This is a genomic window from Shewanella sp. 1180_01 (genome assembly GCF_052850535.1).
Map to the genome: position 1 here is coordinate 113,742 of NZ_VXCT01000001.1, position 16,976 is coordinate 130,717.

The 16,976-nt window shown below is 45.5% G+C and carries 17 protein-coding genes; 11 read left to right on the forward strand and 6 right to left on the reverse strand.

What is annotated here, in order from left to right:
- Positions 1 to 17: 17 nt before the first annotated feature.
- Both FW758_RS00495 and FW758_RS00500 read right to left on the reverse strand, forming a co-directional pair.
- Positions 18 to 1,292, reverse strand: a complete 1,275-nt coding sequence (locus tag FW758_RS00495; RefSeq protein ID WP_446444351.1) for an L-cysteine desulfidase family protein — start codon at positions 1,290 to 1,292, stop codon at positions 18 to 20.
- A 24-nt stretch (positions 1,293 to 1,316) separates the two neighbouring features.
- Positions 1,317 to 1,700: a RidA family protein gene (locus FW758_RS00500; protein ID WP_446444352.1), complete on the reverse strand. Its 384-nt coding sequence runs from the start codon at positions 1,698 to 1,700 to the stop codon at positions 1,317 to 1,319.
- A gap of 256 nt (positions 1,701 to 1,956) precedes the next feature.
- On the opposite strand from FW758_RS00500, the gene FW758_RS00505 reads away from it, so the two are divergent.
- A complete protein-coding gene (locus FW758_RS00505) occupies positions 1,957 to 3,228 on the forward strand; it encodes a hypothetical protein (protein WP_446444353.1) in 1,272 nt (423 codons plus the stop codon).
- A 151-nt stretch (positions 3,229 to 3,379) separates the two neighbouring features.
- Here FW758_RS00505 and FW758_RS00510 read toward each other — a convergent pair whose 3' ends face one another.
- Genes FW758_RS00510 through FW758_RS00520 form a run of 3 tightly spaced genes read right to left on the reverse strand, consistent with a single transcriptional unit; the run spans position 3,380 to position 6,540 of the window.
- On the reverse strand, positions 3,380 to 4,999 hold the full coding sequence (locus FW758_RS00510) for a methyl-accepting chemotaxis protein (RefSeq protein WP_427721147.1): 1,620 nt from the start codon (positions 4,997 to 4,999) through the stop codon (positions 3,380 to 3,382).
- A 44-nt stretch (positions 5,000 to 5,043) separates the two neighbouring features.
- Positions 5,044 to 5,454: a phosphate ABC transporter substrate-binding protein gene (locus FW758_RS00515; RefSeq protein WP_446444536.1), complete on the reverse strand. Its 411-nt coding sequence runs from the start codon at positions 5,452 to 5,454 to the stop codon at positions 5,044 to 5,046.
- Positions 5,455 to 5,463: 9 nt separating this feature from the next.
- On the reverse strand, positions 5,464 to 6,540 hold the full coding sequence (locus FW758_RS00520) for a porin (RefSeq protein WP_446444354.1): 1,077 nt from the start codon (positions 6,538 to 6,540) through the stop codon (positions 5,464 to 5,466).
- A 744-nt stretch (positions 6,541 to 7,284) separates the two neighbouring features.
- Between FW758_RS00520 and FW758_RS00525 the strand changes: the two genes are divergently transcribed.
- From FW758_RS00525 to FW758_RS00535, 3 genes are read left to right on the forward strand one after another with little or no spacing between them, the layout of a single operon-like run.
- Positions 7,285 to 8,427, forward strand: a complete 1,143-nt coding sequence (locus tag FW758_RS00525) for a transglutaminase-like domain-containing protein (RefSeq protein ID WP_446444355.1) — start codon at positions 7,285 to 7,287, stop codon at positions 8,425 to 8,427.
- A gap of 16 nt (positions 8,428 to 8,443) precedes the next feature.
- Complete coding sequence (locus tag FW758_RS00530) at positions 8,444 to 8,761, forward strand: membrane protein (RefSeq protein ID WP_006085730.1); 318 nt, start codon at positions 8,444 to 8,446, stop codon at positions 8,759 to 8,761.
- On the forward strand, positions 8,758 to 9,042 hold the full coding sequence (locus FW758_RS00535) for a heavy-metal-associated domain-containing protein (protein ID WP_259527805.1): 285 nt from the start codon (positions 8,758 to 8,760) through the stop codon (positions 9,040 to 9,042). The genes FW758_RS00530 and FW758_RS00535 overlap by 4 nt, the downstream gene beginning before the upstream one ends.
- A gap of 256 nt (positions 9,043 to 9,298) precedes the next feature.
- Here FW758_RS00535 and FW758_RS00540 read toward each other — a convergent pair whose 3' ends face one another.
- The gene (locus FW758_RS00540) at positions 9,299 to 9,805 is read right to left on the reverse strand and encodes a hypothetical protein (RefSeq protein WP_446444356.1); all 507 of its coding nucleotides are present in this window, start codon (positions 9,803 to 9,805) and stop codon (positions 9,299 to 9,301) included.
- Positions 9,806 to 10,106: 301 nt separating this feature from the next.
- Here FW758_RS00540 and FW758_RS00545 point away from each other — a divergent pair, with 301 nt between their 5' ends.
- The 7 genes from FW758_RS00545 to FW758_RS00575 are packed head-to-tail and all read left to right on the forward strand — an operon-like array spanning position 10,107 to position 16,976.
- Entirely contained in the window at positions 10,107 to 11,060 is a 954-nt protein-coding gene (locus FW758_RS00545; RefSeq protein ID WP_006082548.1) for a YbgA family protein, read from the forward strand.
- Between the two features lie 60 nt (positions 11,061 to 11,120).
- The gene (locus tag FW758_RS00550) at positions 11,121 to 12,149 is read left to right on the forward strand and encodes a MerR family transcriptional regulator (RefSeq protein WP_446444357.1); all 1,029 of its coding nucleotides are present in this window, start codon (positions 11,121 to 11,123) and stop codon (positions 12,147 to 12,149) included.
- The gene (gene phrB / locus FW758_RS00555; protein WP_446444358.1) at positions 12,136 to 13,638 is read left to right on the forward strand and encodes a deoxyribodipyrimidine photo-lyase; all 1,503 of its coding nucleotides are present in this window, start codon (positions 12,136 to 12,138) and stop codon (positions 13,636 to 13,638) included. The genes FW758_RS00550 and phrB overlap by 14 nt, the downstream gene beginning before the upstream one ends.
- Positions 13,639 to 13,661: 23 nt before the next feature.
- Complete coding sequence (locus tag FW758_RS00560; protein WP_446444359.1) at positions 13,662 to 14,108, forward strand: nuclear transport factor 2 family protein; 447 nt, start codon at positions 13,662 to 13,664, stop codon at positions 14,106 to 14,108.
- Positions 14,108 to 14,908 carry an SDR family NAD(P)-dependent oxidoreductase gene (locus FW758_RS00565; protein WP_446444360.1) on the forward strand — a complete coding sequence of 267 codons (801 nt, stop codon included), beginning with the start codon at positions 14,108 to 14,110 and terminating at the stop codon, positions 14,906 to 14,908. The genes FW758_RS00560 and FW758_RS00565 overlap by 1 nt, the downstream gene beginning before the upstream one ends.
- The gene (locus tag FW758_RS00570) at positions 14,905 to 16,155 is read left to right on the forward strand and encodes an NAD(P)/FAD-dependent oxidoreductase (RefSeq protein ID WP_432320234.1); all 1,251 of its coding nucleotides are present in this window, start codon (positions 14,905 to 14,907) and stop codon (positions 16,153 to 16,155) included. The genes FW758_RS00565 and FW758_RS00570 overlap by 4 nt, the downstream gene beginning before the upstream one ends.
- Positions 16,152 to 16,976 carry a DUF1365 domain-containing protein gene (locus FW758_RS00575; RefSeq protein ID WP_259562192.1) on the forward strand — a complete coding sequence of 275 codons (825 nt, stop codon included), beginning with the start codon at positions 16,152 to 16,154 and terminating at the stop codon, positions 16,974 to 16,976. Before FW758_RS00570 ends, FW758_RS00575 begins: the two co-directional genes overlap by 4 nt.

A 16,976-nucleotide genomic window follows, 5' to 3' on the forward strand; every position in this document is an offset into this window, starting at 1 on the left:
TCATCGGGTTAAAATCATTATGCCGACATAATATCGATAATAGTGACATCTGTGGATGACATGCCATTGAGGATCATTTTGCCAATGTTTTTAATGGTTTTTTCAACATCGGTAGCAATAATACCTTGGCCGGAGACATTGTGACTACTGAGCGCCATCAAAAATGAGCGCACGGCCGCACTGGAGGACGTGCTGACCTTCATGGCGCAGGAAGCTTTAGCGCCGTCACACACCATGCCCGAGCTGTCACTGATCACGTTTTGAATCGCGAAACAGGATTGTTCGAACGAACCTCCCGCCAAATACACCATGGCCATAGACGCGGCGGCGCTGGTGACTGTATTACCACAAAATGCTGACAGCGGCGGATAGTGGGACTTGATATAAATTGCCCCGAGATGGCTCATGATCAACGCGCGGGCGAGTTGTTCTTCAGAAACCTTGTAACATTGCGCCGTTAATACCACGGGAATAGTCGCGGCGATGCCTTGGTTGCCACTGCCAAGATTACTCATGGCGGGCAAGTTAGCACCGCCCATGCGAGCATCGGATGCTGCAGCCGTTAACATCACGATTTTATTGAGTAAATCTTCACCGATAATGCCCGCGGCTATGCCGCTTTTCATGGTGCGGCCGACTTCAAGCCCATAGGGATTGGCCATGCCTTCATCGGATAATTTGCCATTTAACTCAGAGGCCTCGAGGATGAATTTGATCTCTTCGAAGGGGGCTTCTTGGGCGAAGCGATAAATGGACTCGATAGTGATATCCACGCCTTCACAGATGGAACCCGTGGCTTTGGCTTGCGTGCTATCGGCACTGAAGACGGATTCGCCGTTGAGGCGCTTTTCGGCAATAAGCGTATGGCCACCACAGATTTTCACTAGGGCTTCGCGGTCGCCTTTTTTTGCGATAACACAGCAATAGATAAACTCTGCCGTTTCAGTGCGCTCGACTGTGACTTTACCCGCATCGATCAGTGCCTGTGCTTTGGCGACTTGCTCCGGCGTGATCACTGCCAATACTTCTAAGCCCGCATCAGAATTACCGGCAATGGCGCCTGCCGCTGCGGCAATTGCCAGACCGATTTTGCCTGTACCAGGCACAAACACACCCATAGAGTTTTTATAAAGATTGTCAGACACTTGTACTGCAATTGAATCGGGTTCAACACCCAGCAAGGCGCGGGCGACGGCGGCGGCGTAAGCGGCGGCGATGGGCTCTGTGCAGCCTAATGCGGGCTTAACGACTTGTTTGATGATGTTAATATACTGCTGCCATTGGGGTTTCATCAGCTTACAACCTTTTGTTAATACTTAAATTTTTGCGTGTGCTATCGCTTCAACTTCCACTTTTACGCCCAGTGGAAGATCCTTCACCGCAAAACAGCTACGCGCAGGGCAGTCGTTTTTAAAATAGGTTTTATACACTTCGTTAAAGGCGGCAAAGTCACTGATCTCAGTAAGATAACAAGTGGTTTTGAGAACCGTTTCTAAGCTACCGCCACCCGCTTCAAGCACGTATTTGAGATTCTCTAGTGACTGAATCGATTGTGCGGTGATCCCACCGTCAACCACGCCGCCTTTCTCTTTACAAACGGGCAGTTGGCCAGAGGTAAAGATGAGATTGCCATAGCTCGTACCGTGTGAATATGGGCCAATGGCTGCGGGAGCGCTTTCTGCGTGAATAATGGTTTTCATTGTCTCTCCAACGTGCAAATAAAATTGAATGCCGCGGTCGGCTGATGTGCAACATTATTTGTATTTTTTGCATTTATTGCAATTATTTTTTAATAAATTCCACTTGCCAGTGTGATTTGTGCGCTATTTATCCCGTTTTTAGCTAAGTTGTGAGCGTTAACTCTTTGTTCAACAAAAGTTGAGTATAATGGTTGCTGAGTTTGTTTTGTTCAAATATATTTGCACAAAATAATAGCAACAAGGTAAAGGTGAAATAATGGATGCAACAATTACTGCTGCACAGTGGAAAGCAGATACCCGCTTCGATAGTACAGATTGGGGCTGGATAATCATGAGTATCGGTATGGCAATTGGCGCGGGGATCGTGTTCTTGCCTGTACAGGTCGGTTTAATGGGTCTATGGGTGTTCTTACTGTCTGGCATTATTGGCTATCCGGCCATGTATATGTTTCAGCGGTTATTCATCAATACCTTAGCCGAATCGCCTGAGTGTAAGGATTACCCGAGTGTGATTTCGGGTTACTTAGGTAAAAACTGGGGCATGTTGTTGGGCGGTTTGTACTTCATCATGCTGGTTATTTGGGTGTTTGTGTATTCAACGGCCATTACTAACGACAGTGCTTCTTTTTTACAGAGCTTTGGGGTGACGAAAGAGTTGTTGTCACATAATCCCTTCTACGGGTTAGCGCTGATCTGCGGCTTAGTTGCTTTAGCATCCCGCGGCGAAAATCTACTGTTTAAGATCTCCACTTTTATGGTGCTGACTAAGCTGGGCGTTGTGGCTGTGTTAGGGCTATTGATGGTGGACAAGTGGGATATCAATAATATTGGCGCTATCCCAGCAACGGGAGATTGGTTAAAAGATGCGGTCGTTATGCTGCCCTTTACGCTGACATCTATTCTGTTTATTCAAAGCTTAAGCCCTATGGTGATTTCATACCGTTCGCGGGAAAAATCCTTAGCTGTAGCGCGTTTCAAAGCGATGCGCGCCATGAATATTGCCTTTGGTGTCTTGTTTGTCGTGGTGTTCTTTTATGCTGTGTCATTCACGCTCGCTATGGGTCATGAACAAGCGGTGCGGGCATCGGAAGAAAATATCTCAGCCTTAGCCATGGTCGCCCAGGGCATGCAGGGACAAACCCTGAAATTACTGAGTCTGACGCTGAATATTTTTGCGGTAATGACGGCTTACTTTGGGGTGTATCTTGGTTTCAGGGAAGCTTGCCAAGGGCTAACCATGAATATGCTGCGTCGATATATGCCTGAAGATCGCATCAATAAAAAGCTTGTCGGTTATGGCATCATGACTTTCACGATTCTACTGTCGTGGGGCGCGATTGTATTGAATGCGCCAGTGCTGAGCTTTACGTCGATTTGCAGTCCAATCTTTGGTTTGGTCGGGTGTTTGATCCCTGCTTATTTAGTATATCAAGTGCCTGCACTGCATAAGTACAAAGGCGCGTCGCTGTACATCATTATCATCACAGGTTTATTGCTGTGTGTATCACCTTTCTTGGCGTTTAGTTAGCAGGTTTAAAATGAGGGAAGTTAAGCCTTGATGCATAAAAAAATCGGTATTGAGTTACTCAATACCGATTTTTTGTAGGAAAACTATCTCACACAATCAGCTCAAGCGATGATCTCATGCAATCATCACATGCCATCATCTCAAACAATGGTCAAAGTTTGAATTGTGAGGTGGCGTTTTTCAGTTCATCGGCAAAATCAACTAGCCCTTCGGAGACATTGCGAACCTGCGACAGAATTTGCAATGTCTGTTCGAATGAAGCGTTCATATTGACGACATTATCGACCACTTGGGAAGCGACTGAGGCTTGCTCTTCCGTTGCCGAGGCGATATGGGTGTTCATGCTATTGATACTGACAATCTGCTGCTGAATCGATTTTAATGCACTGCCTGTGTTTTGGGCATTGGTTTCATTTTCTGAAGATTTCGACATGGCCACATTCATGGTATTGACCGAAGAAATGGCCGCCGTTTTAAGGTTTTGCAGTACATGACGAATTTCTGTGGTTGCATCTGCGGTTTTAGAGGCGAGGGCACGGACTTCATCCGCTACCACGGCAAAGCCCCGTCCTTGCTCACCCGCGCGGGCAGCTTCGATGGCGGCGTTCAGTGCCAACAGGTTAGTTTGCTCAGCAATCGAGGTAATCACATTTAAGATAGAGGTGACATTTTCAGTGTCTCTGGCAAGTTCATTAATCGAGTTAGAAGCAGCCTGAATCCCTGTATTTAATTCCTGTGAAATATCGATAGTACGTTGGACGACTGTCATACCTTGCATGGCTTCTTTTTCGGCAATCTGGGCGGCACTGGCGGCTTGGCGCGCATTTTGCGAAATTTCAATGACGGAGTGGCGCATGTCTTCCATTGAAACTTGCACAGCACTGGCATCATGGCTTTGTCTCTGAGTTGCATGCGTCGCATCTTCCATTCGCTGTTTGAGTGAGTGCGAGCTTGCAAGCAAGGGATCGGTAACATTCACCACCCTGCGAATCGAATCACCGAGTAACCCAAGGAATCGATTGAAGTTACTCGATACTTGGCCGAGTTCATCACTACCAGACACGTTAAGTTTATGGCTAAGATCACCCTTACCATCGGCGAGCTCACTCAATGACTGGGCAACATTACGGGCAGAAGAGCTAATGGCGCGTGCAATGGCGATAGTGACAATAAACATCACGATCAGCAAAGCGATACCGATGGAGAGGGTGAGCCATAAACTTTGCTCCGATCTGTCGCCCGCTTCTTTTATTGATTGTTTAAATTCGAGTACTTTTTCTTGTTTGTAGTTTTGTATTTCATTGAGCACTGCTTCATAGGCTTGGGATTTTTCTTGGCTGATTTGGCCAATATTTGCCATATCAATCGTACCTGCCAGCATGCCTTTAGCCAGCTTAATTGTCATGTCGTTATAACGGGTTAATTTAGCCGATAGATTGTTGAGTTGATTGGCTTGTGAGGGATCGACCTTGTCTAACTGTTGGAGGTTTTTGCGTAAAGATTCGTACATAGTACCTGCATTGGTTAACAGGTCTTCGTCGGCAAAAGAAACGGATTGAGTATAAAGCTCATCGAGTCGTTGGATAAAAAACACGTTTTGATTGGCGAGTTCAACCCTTTGGTAAACTTGCTGCTCCATATAGTTAAGAGTGGTGCGATTTTTATTTATGGAGATAACACTAATGCTTAAGTTTAAAGCGAAAATGATGACTGCTAAAATAAATATCGCGATAACTTTTTTAAAAATAGAAATGTTATTAAAGAAATTCATCCCTTGCCCCCAAGTTGTGCCGAGCTAAAGCCCGGCACTCCAATCTAAAACTCGGCAATAACTTTTACCGAATCATTGACCTCACTACTATCAATATAGCCAATAATATTAGGGTTAGATGCAACTAATTTTATCATCTCCGCCCCACTACTGACCTCCTTGGGTGGCGTTCCTTTGCCCGTAAACACTTTCTGTGACCAATATGACTTCAGTTGGCTGGATGACTTGCCCAATACTTTAGTGTCAAATGTCTCCCTTAAGGGCATAGCGCTGTCAAGATTGACCGGTACTGCTTGGGCTCCTCCGGGGAAGGTCTTTGTTTTTCCTAAAAAAATATTCTCGATTGATTTTTGATCTATTGCATCCGCATTACTGGGATTCACTATGACAACTACGCCAGCAAATAATGGCATTGAGAGTAAACTGAGTAGGATTGAGCAAAGTAATTTTTTTATATCTCTCTCCTAAAATACTAAATCAATACCAAGACTGATGGATTTCGAATCCCCTGCGACTTTCATGCCTGGGCCGCCATCATCTTTAACGTCATCATATTGAATTTTAAAGGCTGCCGAAGGATGGAAATCCCAACGTATTCCTGCCGAGCTTGTATGGTGCACTTCGCCGCCTTCACCATCATTGAAGTCCGAATAGGAAATGTATGGTATCACTGAGTCGATACGATAACCGAAAGTGAGCAAGTAAGTATCTAGATTACTACCATCGAGATCTAAGCGGTTAAGCTCTGATAGAAAGAGGAAGTTCTCATAATCTACGTTAACTGACAGTCCATAAAACTTGCCTGAACGTTGGGTGCTGCCATTCCATTCCTGCTGAATTCCACCAATATAACGTTCATTCGTGTATTGCATATGTGTAAGGCGAATATCTAACCAATCTTTATTGAATTGGACAACAATACCGCCTATGTCCTTCCATACTTCTCGGGTATTTTCGAGGAAGAAAAAGTCAGATAACAGTTTATTGGGTTCACTATCTTCGCTACCGTAATAGACTTGCCCTGACATGGTCCAGTCGCCAATTAAATAGTTATATAGCGCGCTGACACCTGTGTAGTTAAATATTTGCCATGTGTAGTTATCTGCGGGTGGACGTATCCAAGGATAGGCATATCCAACATCAAAGAAATCACTGTAATAGTAGAGAGGTAGGCGTTTTTTACCGCCTTGTACTGTCCAATGATCATTGAGCTCGTAGGATAAATAAGCCCATTCAAAACTTGCTGAAAAATCATCGGCTCCGCGTGAAACGACCTGTGCAGTGGCTGACAAACCTTCGAGTAAATCCGCAGAAAATTGGATACCAAATAAGGTATCTGGTTTAAAACTAATATCTTCATCGTAGGCACCAACGAGTGGATAGTCGGCGAGAAAGGTGGGACCTAAATCAAACTCAGCAACGCCAGAACCTTCGAGAACTTGGCCAGCGACAACTGAGGCAAAACCTGAAATGTTCACTTCTGCATAAGCGGTGGAGCTGAGCAAGAGTGAGCAAAGACCTAATGAAAACTTATGTTTCATAAAAAAGCCCTTTAAAGTGAGGTATATTCGTTTTTAAGCCTAGAACAGGTGTGAACATACGCAAACTTTTGCGGAACATTTCTGCAACACGGTGGTCTAAGTCCCATTTCGGACGATGGGCTTGAAATTTATGTTGTGATTATGGAGTTGAAAGCGCTAGATGTGCCCATTCTAGAGGCAACAAGTTTAGAGGTCGCAATTTTAGTACACACTTAAATTGCAGATTTAAGCGTATAATTTTTAGCTATTAAATTCGAATTTTAGCTAGAAAATTCGAATTCAGTTTCATTTTTTGTAAATAATAGTTCGGCCAAGAGAATAACTCATTTTATTAAATGAGAACTCTGCACGTTTGCACTATAAATAACTAGGAATTATCTCCCTCATAAATATTAACTTCGACTAATGTTGATATTTTTGCGGTGTGATTATAAATGAAATACGAGTGATACTTGTTTTAGTCGGCTTAAATTTGTTCAGTTTATATAATCCTCTTAATTTTTCATCGTCTTAGTCTTCTAAAATTGCTCTTCTAAGAAAAGTCGACATTTATCCCATTTTCACGAGTATGTAGCGCTGCGGCATATTTTACTGCGTCTTTTTCTCCGATTTACGGTCTTTGTACTGTATGGTGAGCAGCCTCAATTGGGTTTGATTGCTGCATAGGGCCATAGAACCTATAATCTTGCTCTGTGATGTTGAGTTCTCTTCTTTCTAACATGATCCAATAAAAGGAATGTCATAATGCAAAGACGCAATTTTTTAAAAAGTGCGGCTATTTTGTCGACTGCGGGTTTTATCACGCCGGTACTGGCATCTTCCTCTAAATCGAGTGTCGTTGAACCTAGCGCAAGCGATGGACGTCGCCATTTTATCTTAACAAACACTTACCATCTTGTTGCTCCTGAAGGCTCTGATGGCGTGGTTAAGTTGTGGATCCCTTTGCCTGAAGACACGCAATTCCAATGGGTCAGTAAGCTTGATTTCACCGGCAGTTTTAAAGATGCCTATATCAGCTCAAACAACAGTTATGGCGCCAAAACGCTCTTTGCGACTTGGCCAGATGCCAAAGACAGCATGACAATGACCGTTGAGTTAAACATTGAAACCTTAGATTGGGAACCGCTTAAAAGCGGCGCTTTGACTCACTATCGCACACCAACACAGATCCACTATCCTGCAGAGGTAGAACGTTATTTACTGCCGACTAAACATATGCCGATTAACGGTATTGTGAAGCAAACGGCGGATAAAATCGTCGGTAGCGAAACTGAACCACTGAAACAAGCGCGACTGATTTACCTTTGGGTTAGCGCCAATATGTTCCGCGACAATAGTGTGATTGGTTGTGGCACGGGTGATGTGGCCAGCATTTTAGAAAGTGGTAAGTTAGGCGGTAAGTGTACCGACATTAACTCGGTATTTGTGGCGCTAATGCGTGCCGTGGGAATCCCTGCCCGTGAAATGTTTGGTATTCGCTTAGGTCAGGCGATCAAGATGGGTCATTACTCTAAAAAGGCCTTTGGGAGCGCCGATGACAAAGGGGCTGCCGATGTTAGTGGCGGTCAACATTGTCGCGCTATGTTCTATTTAGCGGGTTATGGTTGGTTGCCCGCCGATCCTGCCGATGTGACTAAAATGCGCTTAACAGAGAAAAAAGAGCACAGCGATCCTGCGGTTCAGGCAGTGAATGATTATCTCTTTGGTAACTGGGAAATGAACTGGGTTGGCTTTAACTATGGTCGCGACTTTGATTTATTTCCTGAAGCCGAGCAGACACCACTGAATAACTTTGGTTATCCCTATGCGGAAGTCGATGGCGATCCTGTGAATTATTATGAACCAAAAGTGTTTGCCTATGACTACCAGTCAACCGAACAACGCTAAGGGACTTTTAGCGACGATGGCCGCCGCAGTGATTGCTGCGGTTGCTTCAAGCCTATGCTGTATTGCACCGCTTATTTATTTGGTGTTCGGGGTGTCGGCCGCGAGCCTGTCGGGGATTGAGCAGCTGAGCTGGCTGCAAGTGCCGATGTTGATACTGTCGACTGGGCTTATCCTGATGGGATTTTGGCGGCTCTATTTTGCAAAAAAGCCACTGTGTACTGCGACGTTGAGTCGTACTCAGATGGTGTGGCTGTACTGGCTAACTGTGCCTGTCGTGCTGGCATTTCAGTTATATCCTTTTGTATTACCTTGGTTATTAGAGGTGTTCGAATGAAGTTAGTGTTATTTCTCGCCTTGAGCTTGTGTTCAGCGTCGAGCTGGGCGGCAAACGTGCTGGTTACCTTGGATGTTAAGGGCATGACTTGTCCGCTGTGTGTCACTGTCGTGAATAAAGCCCTGCGTAAAACCGATGGGGTGATTAAGGCCAAGGCTTCATTGAAAACTGAGCAAGCAATAGTGACTGTGCCAGAGGATTTTAATCTCGATAATTTGCTCAGGGCCGTTGATGAAACGGGTTATAAGGGCAGTATTAACAAGATAGAGAAACAAGCTTAAGCGTCTTAGAACAGTTGTTGGTACCGCGTTTTAGCTGCTCGTTTTTAGCCACTTTCTCTTAGCCAGCTTTTAGCAAAAGAGTTAGCCAAAAAATATTAAAGATCAGCCTAAGTTCAAATGCTTAGGCTGATTTTAACGAATAAGCCAATCTTCACGTCATCAGTCTATCTTCCACACCCGCTTACACTCTCACCCACAACTCATTCAATACTCAATACACCCAATCCGCTTAACATCTTGGCATACCATTGCTTGGTTAGCTGTAATACACCTCGGGATCGACTCTGCGCTGCCTCTGTTCATTTTTCTCTGAAGACTCCTTTATCAGATCCATTTTTTGCGCTTGCAGTAATTCTAGCTGCTTGGCTTTTTCTTCATTAGACAGGCTTTCATCGTTGGCAATTTTTTCCATTTCAGCCTCTAGCTGCTTCAGTTTTTCCCTATCGATACCTGTACGCTTATCGAGGATCGTCTGCATGGCTTCAGCCAATTTGTCGGTGCTTTTATCTGACTCAGGGGTGCCAGCAATGGCTTGCACATTCCCTGTATAGCCTTGTTTGGCGTTAGGTGCGAGATGGCTATAGGTATCGGCTGTCGCTACAGGTGCAGATGAGGAGAGGGTTACAGTATCTAGGCTTGCTGCGGGACCCGATGCCGCCATCGAAGTGGGAGCATTGGCTTGGTTACTCTGGTTCGATTTGAGTTGCGTGAGTGCTAAATTTGCATAGGGATTGGTATAGCTGTTGGGATTGATTGTGCTCATGTCCGATTCCTTTTGGTATGGCCCAGTGGTTGCGATTGAGTCCCTTAGTCACCTTTGGCTTTAATGCTGTGCGGTTAAATGGTGCTACTGGGCGTTCAACTCAATCTAATGATGCTCGGTATTTTATTAAGCAAGTTAGAGGCCAACTCAGGCTTATGTGGGGTTTATGTATGGTTCATTCGTGATTGATTTATCAGAAGTCACGCTTGAACGAAACTTTTAAAAAATATTTATACAAAAACTTGATCCTTGTACAACTATGGTCCGTAATTAAAGACATAGTGATACAAGGAGTCGACTTATGTACAAGTTTAACCCGCAGCGAATTCAGATTGGGATCAGTGCTTGCTTATTAGGGGAGAAGGTTCGTTTTGATGGCGGACATAAAAATTCTACCTATTGTAATCAAGAGATTAAGCAATTTTTCGATTATGTGCCTATCTGTCCAGAAATGGCGATTGGCCTAGGTGCACCCCGTAAAAGTATCCGTTTAGTCCGTGATGGTGAAACCATCTTAGTGCAGAGCGGTGACGGTAGCTTAGATGTGACCGATAAGCTTAATGAATACAGCGAAAACAAGGTTGAAGAGCTTGATTTCCTCGGTGGATACTTACTTTGCGCTAAGTCGCCAACCTGCGGCATGGAGCGGGTGACAGAGTATAAAATTGGCACTAACAATGGCTCTAAGTCGGGGATTGGTGTATTCGCCCGTAAGTTGATGGAACGATATCCACTATTGCCCGTGGAAGAAGAAGGCCGCTTGCATGACATGGTGCTGCGGGAGAACTTTTTCACCCGCGTTTATGCCTATCATGATTGGCACCTGATGAAGCATGAAGGGCTGACTAAGCATAAGTTAGTGAAGTTTCATTCCCGCTATAAATATTTATTAATGGCGCACAGTCCTACATGGTATCGCGAGCTTGGGCCGATAGTGGCCAATATTGAGGATCTTGAACAAAGCGCAACCCGCTACTTTGAAGGCTTTATGACGGCGCTGAAAATCAATGCGACCCGTAAAAATCATACCAGTACGCTGCAGCATATTCAGGGCTACTTTAAAAAGCATTTGAGCAAAGAGCAAAAGACAGAACTGTCTGAAGCGATTATGAAATATCGCGAAGGTTTATTGCCTCTGTTAGTGCCTATCACGCTCATAAATCATTATCTGCGGGAATTCCCAACGCCTTACATTGAAGAGCAAGTATATTTGAATCCCCATCCAGAGGCGTTGAAGCTGCGCTATGCCTACTAGCATTGGCTTTGTTGTACTGAGTAGTTTTTAGCTTTGAATGTAGTGAGTTATTACTGATATATGAAACAAGATACCCAGTCCATGACTAACGATGAGCCCAATGATGGAGTATTACTCCCCATTGGTGAAGTGTCGGCCTTAACGGGCGTGAATGCCGTGACCTTAAGGGCATGGCAGCGCCGTTTTGGTTTAGTGATCCCTGCGCGCACGCCCAAGGGACACAGATTATATACGAGTGAAAATATCAAAGAAATTCATGAGATTAATGCATGGTTAGCTAAAGGTGTTGCGATCAGTAAGGTTAAACCTTTGCTGATGAGTGCCGCCAAATTATCAAGTGAAATGATTGAATCCCAAGTTGTCGATCTGTGGGGCGAGCAAATTACTGCGCTGAATGCAGCATTGTTCGACTTCAATCAGCATAAATTGCAGCAGATATTAGACGATGCATTTGGCTTATATCCGTTTCAATTAGTGAAAGAAAAGTTACTGCAACCTTGGCTTAATCAACTCGAAGACTTAGTGGATGAGCGGCTCGATGCCGAGTTAATTCTCGCTTGGTTAAAAAGTGAATTACTCAGCCGAGTTGGTGGGCGTTATGCCTTTACCGGACAGGCCATTGCGGCGCGAATGGCTGTGGTGCAGTTATCCCGCGGCGCGGCCACGCAGCCTAACTCTACCCGAACTAAAAGCCTGTTTTCTTTGCTCCTATCGCTCGAGTTAGCGTCGCTTCGAGTATCGGTTATCGACCTTGGCGAGCAGGCCATAGGTAGTTTACCGCTGCTGCAGGGCAGACTTAACGTCGATGCACTTTTGCTGATCCCTGATCCAAATCATTCGGGGTCTGAGCAGACAGAAATGCTCACTGTATTGGCACAAATGAGTTTCCCATGCCGATTTGTTGGCCCCTTTGTACCGACGTTGACTTGCTTATCGGCTTTCTGGGCGCCTTCGATGACTGGCTTGATTGGACAAATGCCGTCTCGCTCTGTGGGGAAGGTCAACAGAGGTCACAAAGGCAAAGGGAAAAGTATTGGCGTGAGTCAAAGCGAGCAGGGCAATAGTGGAGAAAACAATGACATCAGTTAACGATTCAACGCCAATAGATTCAATGCGAATAGAAGTGCAGGGTAATAATGCACTCATGTGGTTTCGCCAAGATTTACGGCTTGCCGATAATCAGGCGCTAAGTGCAGCCTGTGATTGGGCGCGGGAGAATGGCGTGGCACTTAAGGCCATTTATATCGCTACGCCAACTCAGTGGCAACGTCATGATGTGGCGCCCATTCAGTTAGATTTTATTGAACGTCACATCAATCTGCTTGCCCAAGGGCTGGCGAGTTTGGGGATTACATTCGAATTAATTCAGTTAGATACCTTTGCCGATGTGCCAGCGTTTATCCGTGATTACTGCCAGCAGCAAGGTATTAGCCGCGTTTTTGCCGGCAGTGAGCCTGAGATTAACGAGCAACAGCGTGACCAAGCCTGTATTCAGGCGGGTATTCCTCTGGTGCTAACCGAAGAGCATTGTTTGCTTAAGCCGGGCACAGTGCTGAACTTGTCCGGCGACATGTATAAGGTGTTCACCCCTTTTAGCCGTAAGTGGCGAGAAATTGCCGCCCGTCATGCCATTTTGCCGCTTCCAGTTCCGGCGCCGCTTGGACCTGTGTTGACCGAGCCAAAGCCGCATTTGTTTAACAATGTCACTAAAGTATCGAGTGAACTTTGGGCGGCGGGAGAAGGGCAGGCAAAGCGTATACTTTCAGCATTTATTCAGCAGAAAGTGCAAGATTATAAGCAAGATAGGGATTTCCCCGCTATCGATGGCACCAGTTCAATTTCACCTTATCTGGCCATTGGCGTCATTAGCCCAAGACAATGCGTTGCTGCGTTGCTGCATGACTTCCCCGAGGTGATTGTCGACGATACTAGTCCTGCTCGCACTTGGTTAAATGAGTTGATCTGGCGTGAGTTTTATCGTCATTTGCTGGTGGCATTTCCTGATTTATCTAAGAATCATAATTTCAATCGACAAGCCGACCATGTGCAGTGGCGAAACAATCAGCAGGAGTTTGCCGCTTGGTGTGAAGGTCGTACTGGCTATCCGATTGTCGATGCGGCAATGCGTCAGCTCAATCAAACGGGTTGGATGCACAACCGTCTGCGTATGGTGGTCGCGAGTTTCCTGACGAAACATCTACTGATTGATTGGCGTTGGGGCGAGCGTTATTTCCGTCAAAAGCTCATCGATGGTGACTTGGCTGCAAATAATGGCGGATGGCAGTGGTCCGCAGGATGTGGCTGCGATGCCCAGCCTTATTTCCGCATTTTTAATCCTATGAGCCAGAGTGAAAAGTTTGATCCAGATGGCAGCTTTATCCGTAAGTACTTACCAGAGCTCGCATCTTGGGGAATTAAGCAATTACATCAACCCAGTACAGCGCAGACACCGTCCTTGTTTGAACAGCCGTTATTTAACACTAAAACGGCTTATCCGAGTGCGATTGTCGAGCACAGTGCAGCAAGAGCAAGGGCGTTAACCGTACTAGGCGTATTGAAAAAGGCCGCGGCCCAATAAATAGGATCAGGAGCAATAACCAGATGACAAACCAAGCGACGACTGAGACTAATACCCTTGTTGATGATTTTATTCAGCTTTATCAAGCCTTGAATAAAGATAACTTGCACCTGTTGGGCCAAGTTTACGACGACAGTATTAGCTTTACCGATCCTATGCATCAAATCACAGGGCTAGAGTCGTTAACTCAGTACTTCGCGAAGTTATATCAGAATGTTAAGCATATTCAGTTTGAGATCAAAGAAGTACAGCAGGATGCGAATCAAGCCGCGCTGTTTTGGCAGATGGAATATAGCCATCCTAAGTTGAATAAAGGCGAACTTATCCGTGTTGATGGCATGAGCCAACTTAAATTCAACGACAAGATTTATTTTCACAGGGATTACTTCGACTTAGGGCAAATGTTGTATGAGCATTTACCTTGCATGGGCGGGCTTATCCGCTTGCTTAAAGACAGGGCGGCTAAGTAATGGACGTTGTTAAGCCATTGAAAATTAATACCGTGCTTATTACAGGTGCAAGCTCAGGAATTGGGCTACAACTGGCGCAGGATTATTTAGCCTTAGGTTGGCACGTCATTGCCTGTGGCCGCTCCCAAGAAAGATTAGATGCGTTAGCCTTGAATGAACTCGTCGGTGCCACGTTGTTAATTTTTGATATATCCCAGCGAAACCAAGTTCAACAAGCTGGCCAAGATTTAGCCAAGCTGTTGGCGAAAGCCGATTGTCAGCTCGATTTGGTGGTTTTGAACGCGGGCAGTTGTGAGTATATAGACGATGCTAAGGCCTTCGATGATGTGTTATTCGAGCGCGTCGTCCATACCAATTTAATTGCGATGGGATATTGTCTCAGCGCATTTTTACCTTTAATGCCAAGGGGGTCGCGTATTGGCTTAATGAGTTCCAGCGCTATTTATTTACCTTTCCCTCGCGCTGAAGCCTACGGTGCCTCTAAAGCTGGCGTGCAGTATCTCGCCTCGAGTCTCTCGCTTGATCTTGCTAAGAATGACATAGGTGTGAGCTTGATTTGCCCTGGTTTTGTGGCGACGCCCCTGACCGCAAAAAATGATTTTTCCATGCCAATGCAAGTGAGTGTGCAAACCGCTTCTAAGGCAATCCGCAATGGGCTTAAAGGTGGCAAGCGCGAGATCCATTTTCCGCGACGCTTTACTTATCTATTGAAATTGATGTCGTTTTTACCTGCCTTTGTGTGGCAAAAAATGATTGCAAACGATACTCAAGCCAAGCCGCTTAAGGACAAGAGTTTATGAAAAATATCGCCATCGTCGGCACCGGCATTTCTGGATTAACCTGCGGCCATCTATTAAGCGAGTCGCACAAGGTCACAGTGTTTGAGGCCAATGACTATATCGGCGGCCACACGGCGACAGTCGATGTGGAGCACCAAGGCCAAACCTACGCTATAGACACAGGTTTTATCGTGTTTAATGACAGAACCTATCCACGATTTGAGCGTTTATTGGCTCGCCTTAACGTGACCATATTACCGACTGAGATGAGTTTCAGCGTCCATAATGCGCTGACAGGGCTTGAATATAACGGCCACAATTTAGGGAGTTTGTTTGCCCAAAAGCGTAACCTGCTGAATCCGCGCTTTTGGGCCTTTTTAAAAGAAATTCTACGCTTCAATAAAGGCTGTAAGGCACTCTATCAACAGGATATTTACCCTGAAGGCAACTTAGGTGATTATTTAGACAGTGAAAACTTTTCGCGCTTTTTTGCCGAGCACTATATTTTGCCCATGGGCGCGGCAATTTGGTCTTCGAGCATAGAAGATATGCGTGCGTTTTCGTTGAAGTTTTTTATTCGTTTCTTCCAGCACCACGGTTTATTAAATGTCAGTGATAGGCCCCAGTGGTATGTGCTAAAGGGCGGCTCGCGGAGCTATATTCCTGATCTTATTGCGCCCTTTAAAGACAATATTCGCCTTAACTCCCCCGTGACAGGTATTGAACGTCATGGCAATGGGGTGAAGCTAGAGGTTAACGGTGAATGGTTGGAATTCGATGAGGTGATTTTAGCCTGTCATAGCGACCAAGCACTGCGGATGTTAAACGATCCCACGCCAACAGAACGCGCCATTTTAGGCGATCTCAGCTACCAGAATAACGATGTGGTGCTGCACATGGATATGCGTATCCTGCCTAAGCGAAAAGCGGCCTGGGCGAGTTGGAACTATAGGTTAGATGGCAATCTAAAACGCCCAGCGTCAGTAACTTACAACATGAACATACTGCAACAGTTACCAGCCAATGCGCCGACGTTTTGTGTCACTTTGAATCAGTCAGAGTTGATTGATGAGGCGAAAGTGATACGCCGCTTCAATTATGCCCACCCAGTGTTTAACGAAGCCAGCCTTAAGGCGCAGGGCCGCCGTGAGGAAATATCCGGCCAAAATCATACCCATTTTGCTGGAGCCTATTGGCACAATGGTTTCCATGAAGATGGCGTTCGCAGTGCACTGGATGTGTGCGCCCATTTTGGTGTCAGCCTATGACCGATCTAAATGTGACAAGCTTAAATATGACAGAGCTCAATAGCGGCATTTATTACGGCACTGTATCCCACAGCCGTTTTACGCCGATTAAACATAGCTTTAGTTATGCAATGGCGCTGCTGGCGATTGACTTAGATGAAGTCGATAAGATCAGTGCCATGGGGCGAGTTTTTGCCAGTCAGCGCCGCGCTTTACTGAGATTTAATCCGAAAGACTATTTAACTTCTTTTACGACTAAATCCAATAACAGTGGTGAAGTGGCAGTTGCCGATCCGAGCGCCGCGGCGCTTAAGAGTCGAGTGTTAGCGCAAGTGGCTGAGTTAGGTGCAGATAAGCTGTGCGACCGAGTTTTGTTTGTGGGGCAGATCCGTCATTTTGGCGTGTATTTCAGTCCAGTAAATTTCTACTTTTGTTATCAAGATCAAACGCCTTTATACATGTTGGCCGAGGTGAGTAACACGCCTTGGGATCAACGCCATTGCTATTTAGTGGATGTAGCCGCGCCCAAACCTTCTGACAAAGTGTTTCACGTTTCACCCTTTATGACCCTCGATATGCGTTATCTCTGGCATGTGGCTGCGCCGAGTGAAGACTTAAATATTGGTATTGAAAACAAGTCGATGCAAGAGAATGGTAAAAAACTGTTTAATGCCAATCTAATGATGAAACGCCAACCTATCACGGCGGCCAATTTACGTACGCTTTTATTTCGCTTTCCTTTTATGACTCTCAAGATCTTCTTCGGGATTTATTGGCAAGCGCTGAAACTCTTTTTCAAACGTGTGCCCTTTGTGCCGCATCCAGCTCAGATGGAGAAATAA

Excerpts from the sequence above, each read along its gene's own strand:
- FW758_RS00525 (WP_446444355.1), top strand. The coding sequence starts at position 7,285 with ATGCAAAGACGCAATTTTTTAAAAAGTGCGGCTATTTTGTCGACTGCG.
- FW758_RS00550 (WP_446444357.1), top strand. The coding sequence starts at position 11,121 with ATGAAACAAGATACCCAGTCCATGACTAACGATGAGCCCAATGATGGA.
- FW758_RS00495 (WP_446444351.1), bottom strand. The coding sequence starts at position 1,292 with ATGAAACCCCAATGGCAGCAGTATATTAACATCATCAAACAAGTCGTT.
- FW758_RS00540 (WP_446444356.1), bottom strand. The coding sequence starts at position 9,805 with ATGAGCACAATCAATCCCAACAGCTATACCAATCCCTATGCAAATTTA.
- FW758_RS00575 (WP_259562192.1), top strand. The coding sequence starts at position 16,152 with ATGACCGATCTAAATGTGACAAGCTTAAATATGACAGAGCTCAATAGC.
- FW758_RS00510 (WP_427721147.1), bottom strand. The coding sequence starts at position 4,999 with ATGAATTTCTTTAATAACATTTCTATTTTTAAAAAAGTTATCGCGATA.
- FW758_RS00520 (WP_446444354.1), bottom strand. The coding sequence starts at position 6,540 with ATGAAACATAAGTTTTCATTAGGTCTTTGCTCACTCTTGCTCAGCTCC.
- FW758_RS00530 (WP_006085730.1), top strand. The coding sequence starts at position 8,444 with ATGGCCGCCGCAGTGATTGCTGCGGTTGCTTCAAGCCTATGCTGTATT.
- FW758_RS00565 (WP_446444360.1), top strand. The coding sequence starts at position 14,108 with ATGGACGTTGTTAAGCCATTGAAAATTAATACCGTGCTTATTACAGGT.
- FW758_RS00500 (WP_446444352.1), bottom strand. The coding sequence starts at position 1,700 with ATGAAAACCATTATTCACGCAGAAAGCGCTCCCGCAGCCATTGGCCCA.
- FW758_RS00505 (WP_446444353.1), top strand. The coding sequence starts at position 1,957 with ATGGATGCAACAATTACTGCTGCACAGTGGAAAGCAGATACCCGCTTC.
- FW758_RS00570 (WP_432320234.1), top strand. The coding sequence starts at position 14,905 with ATGAAAAATATCGCCATCGTCGGCACCGGCATTTCTGGATTAACCTGC.
- FW758_RS00545 (WP_006082548.1), top strand. The coding sequence starts at position 10,107 with ATGTACAAGTTTAACCCGCAGCGAATTCAGATTGGGATCAGTGCTTGC.
- phrB (WP_446444358.1), top strand. The coding sequence starts at position 12,136 with ATGACATCAGTTAACGATTCAACGCCAATAGATTCAATGCGAATAGAA.
- FW758_RS00535 (WP_259527805.1), top strand. The coding sequence starts at position 8,758 with ATGAAGTTAGTGTTATTTCTCGCCTTGAGCTTGTGTTCAGCGTCGAGC.
- FW758_RS00560 (WP_446444359.1), top strand. The coding sequence starts at position 13,662 with ATGACAAACCAAGCGACGACTGAGACTAATACCCTTGTTGATGATTTT.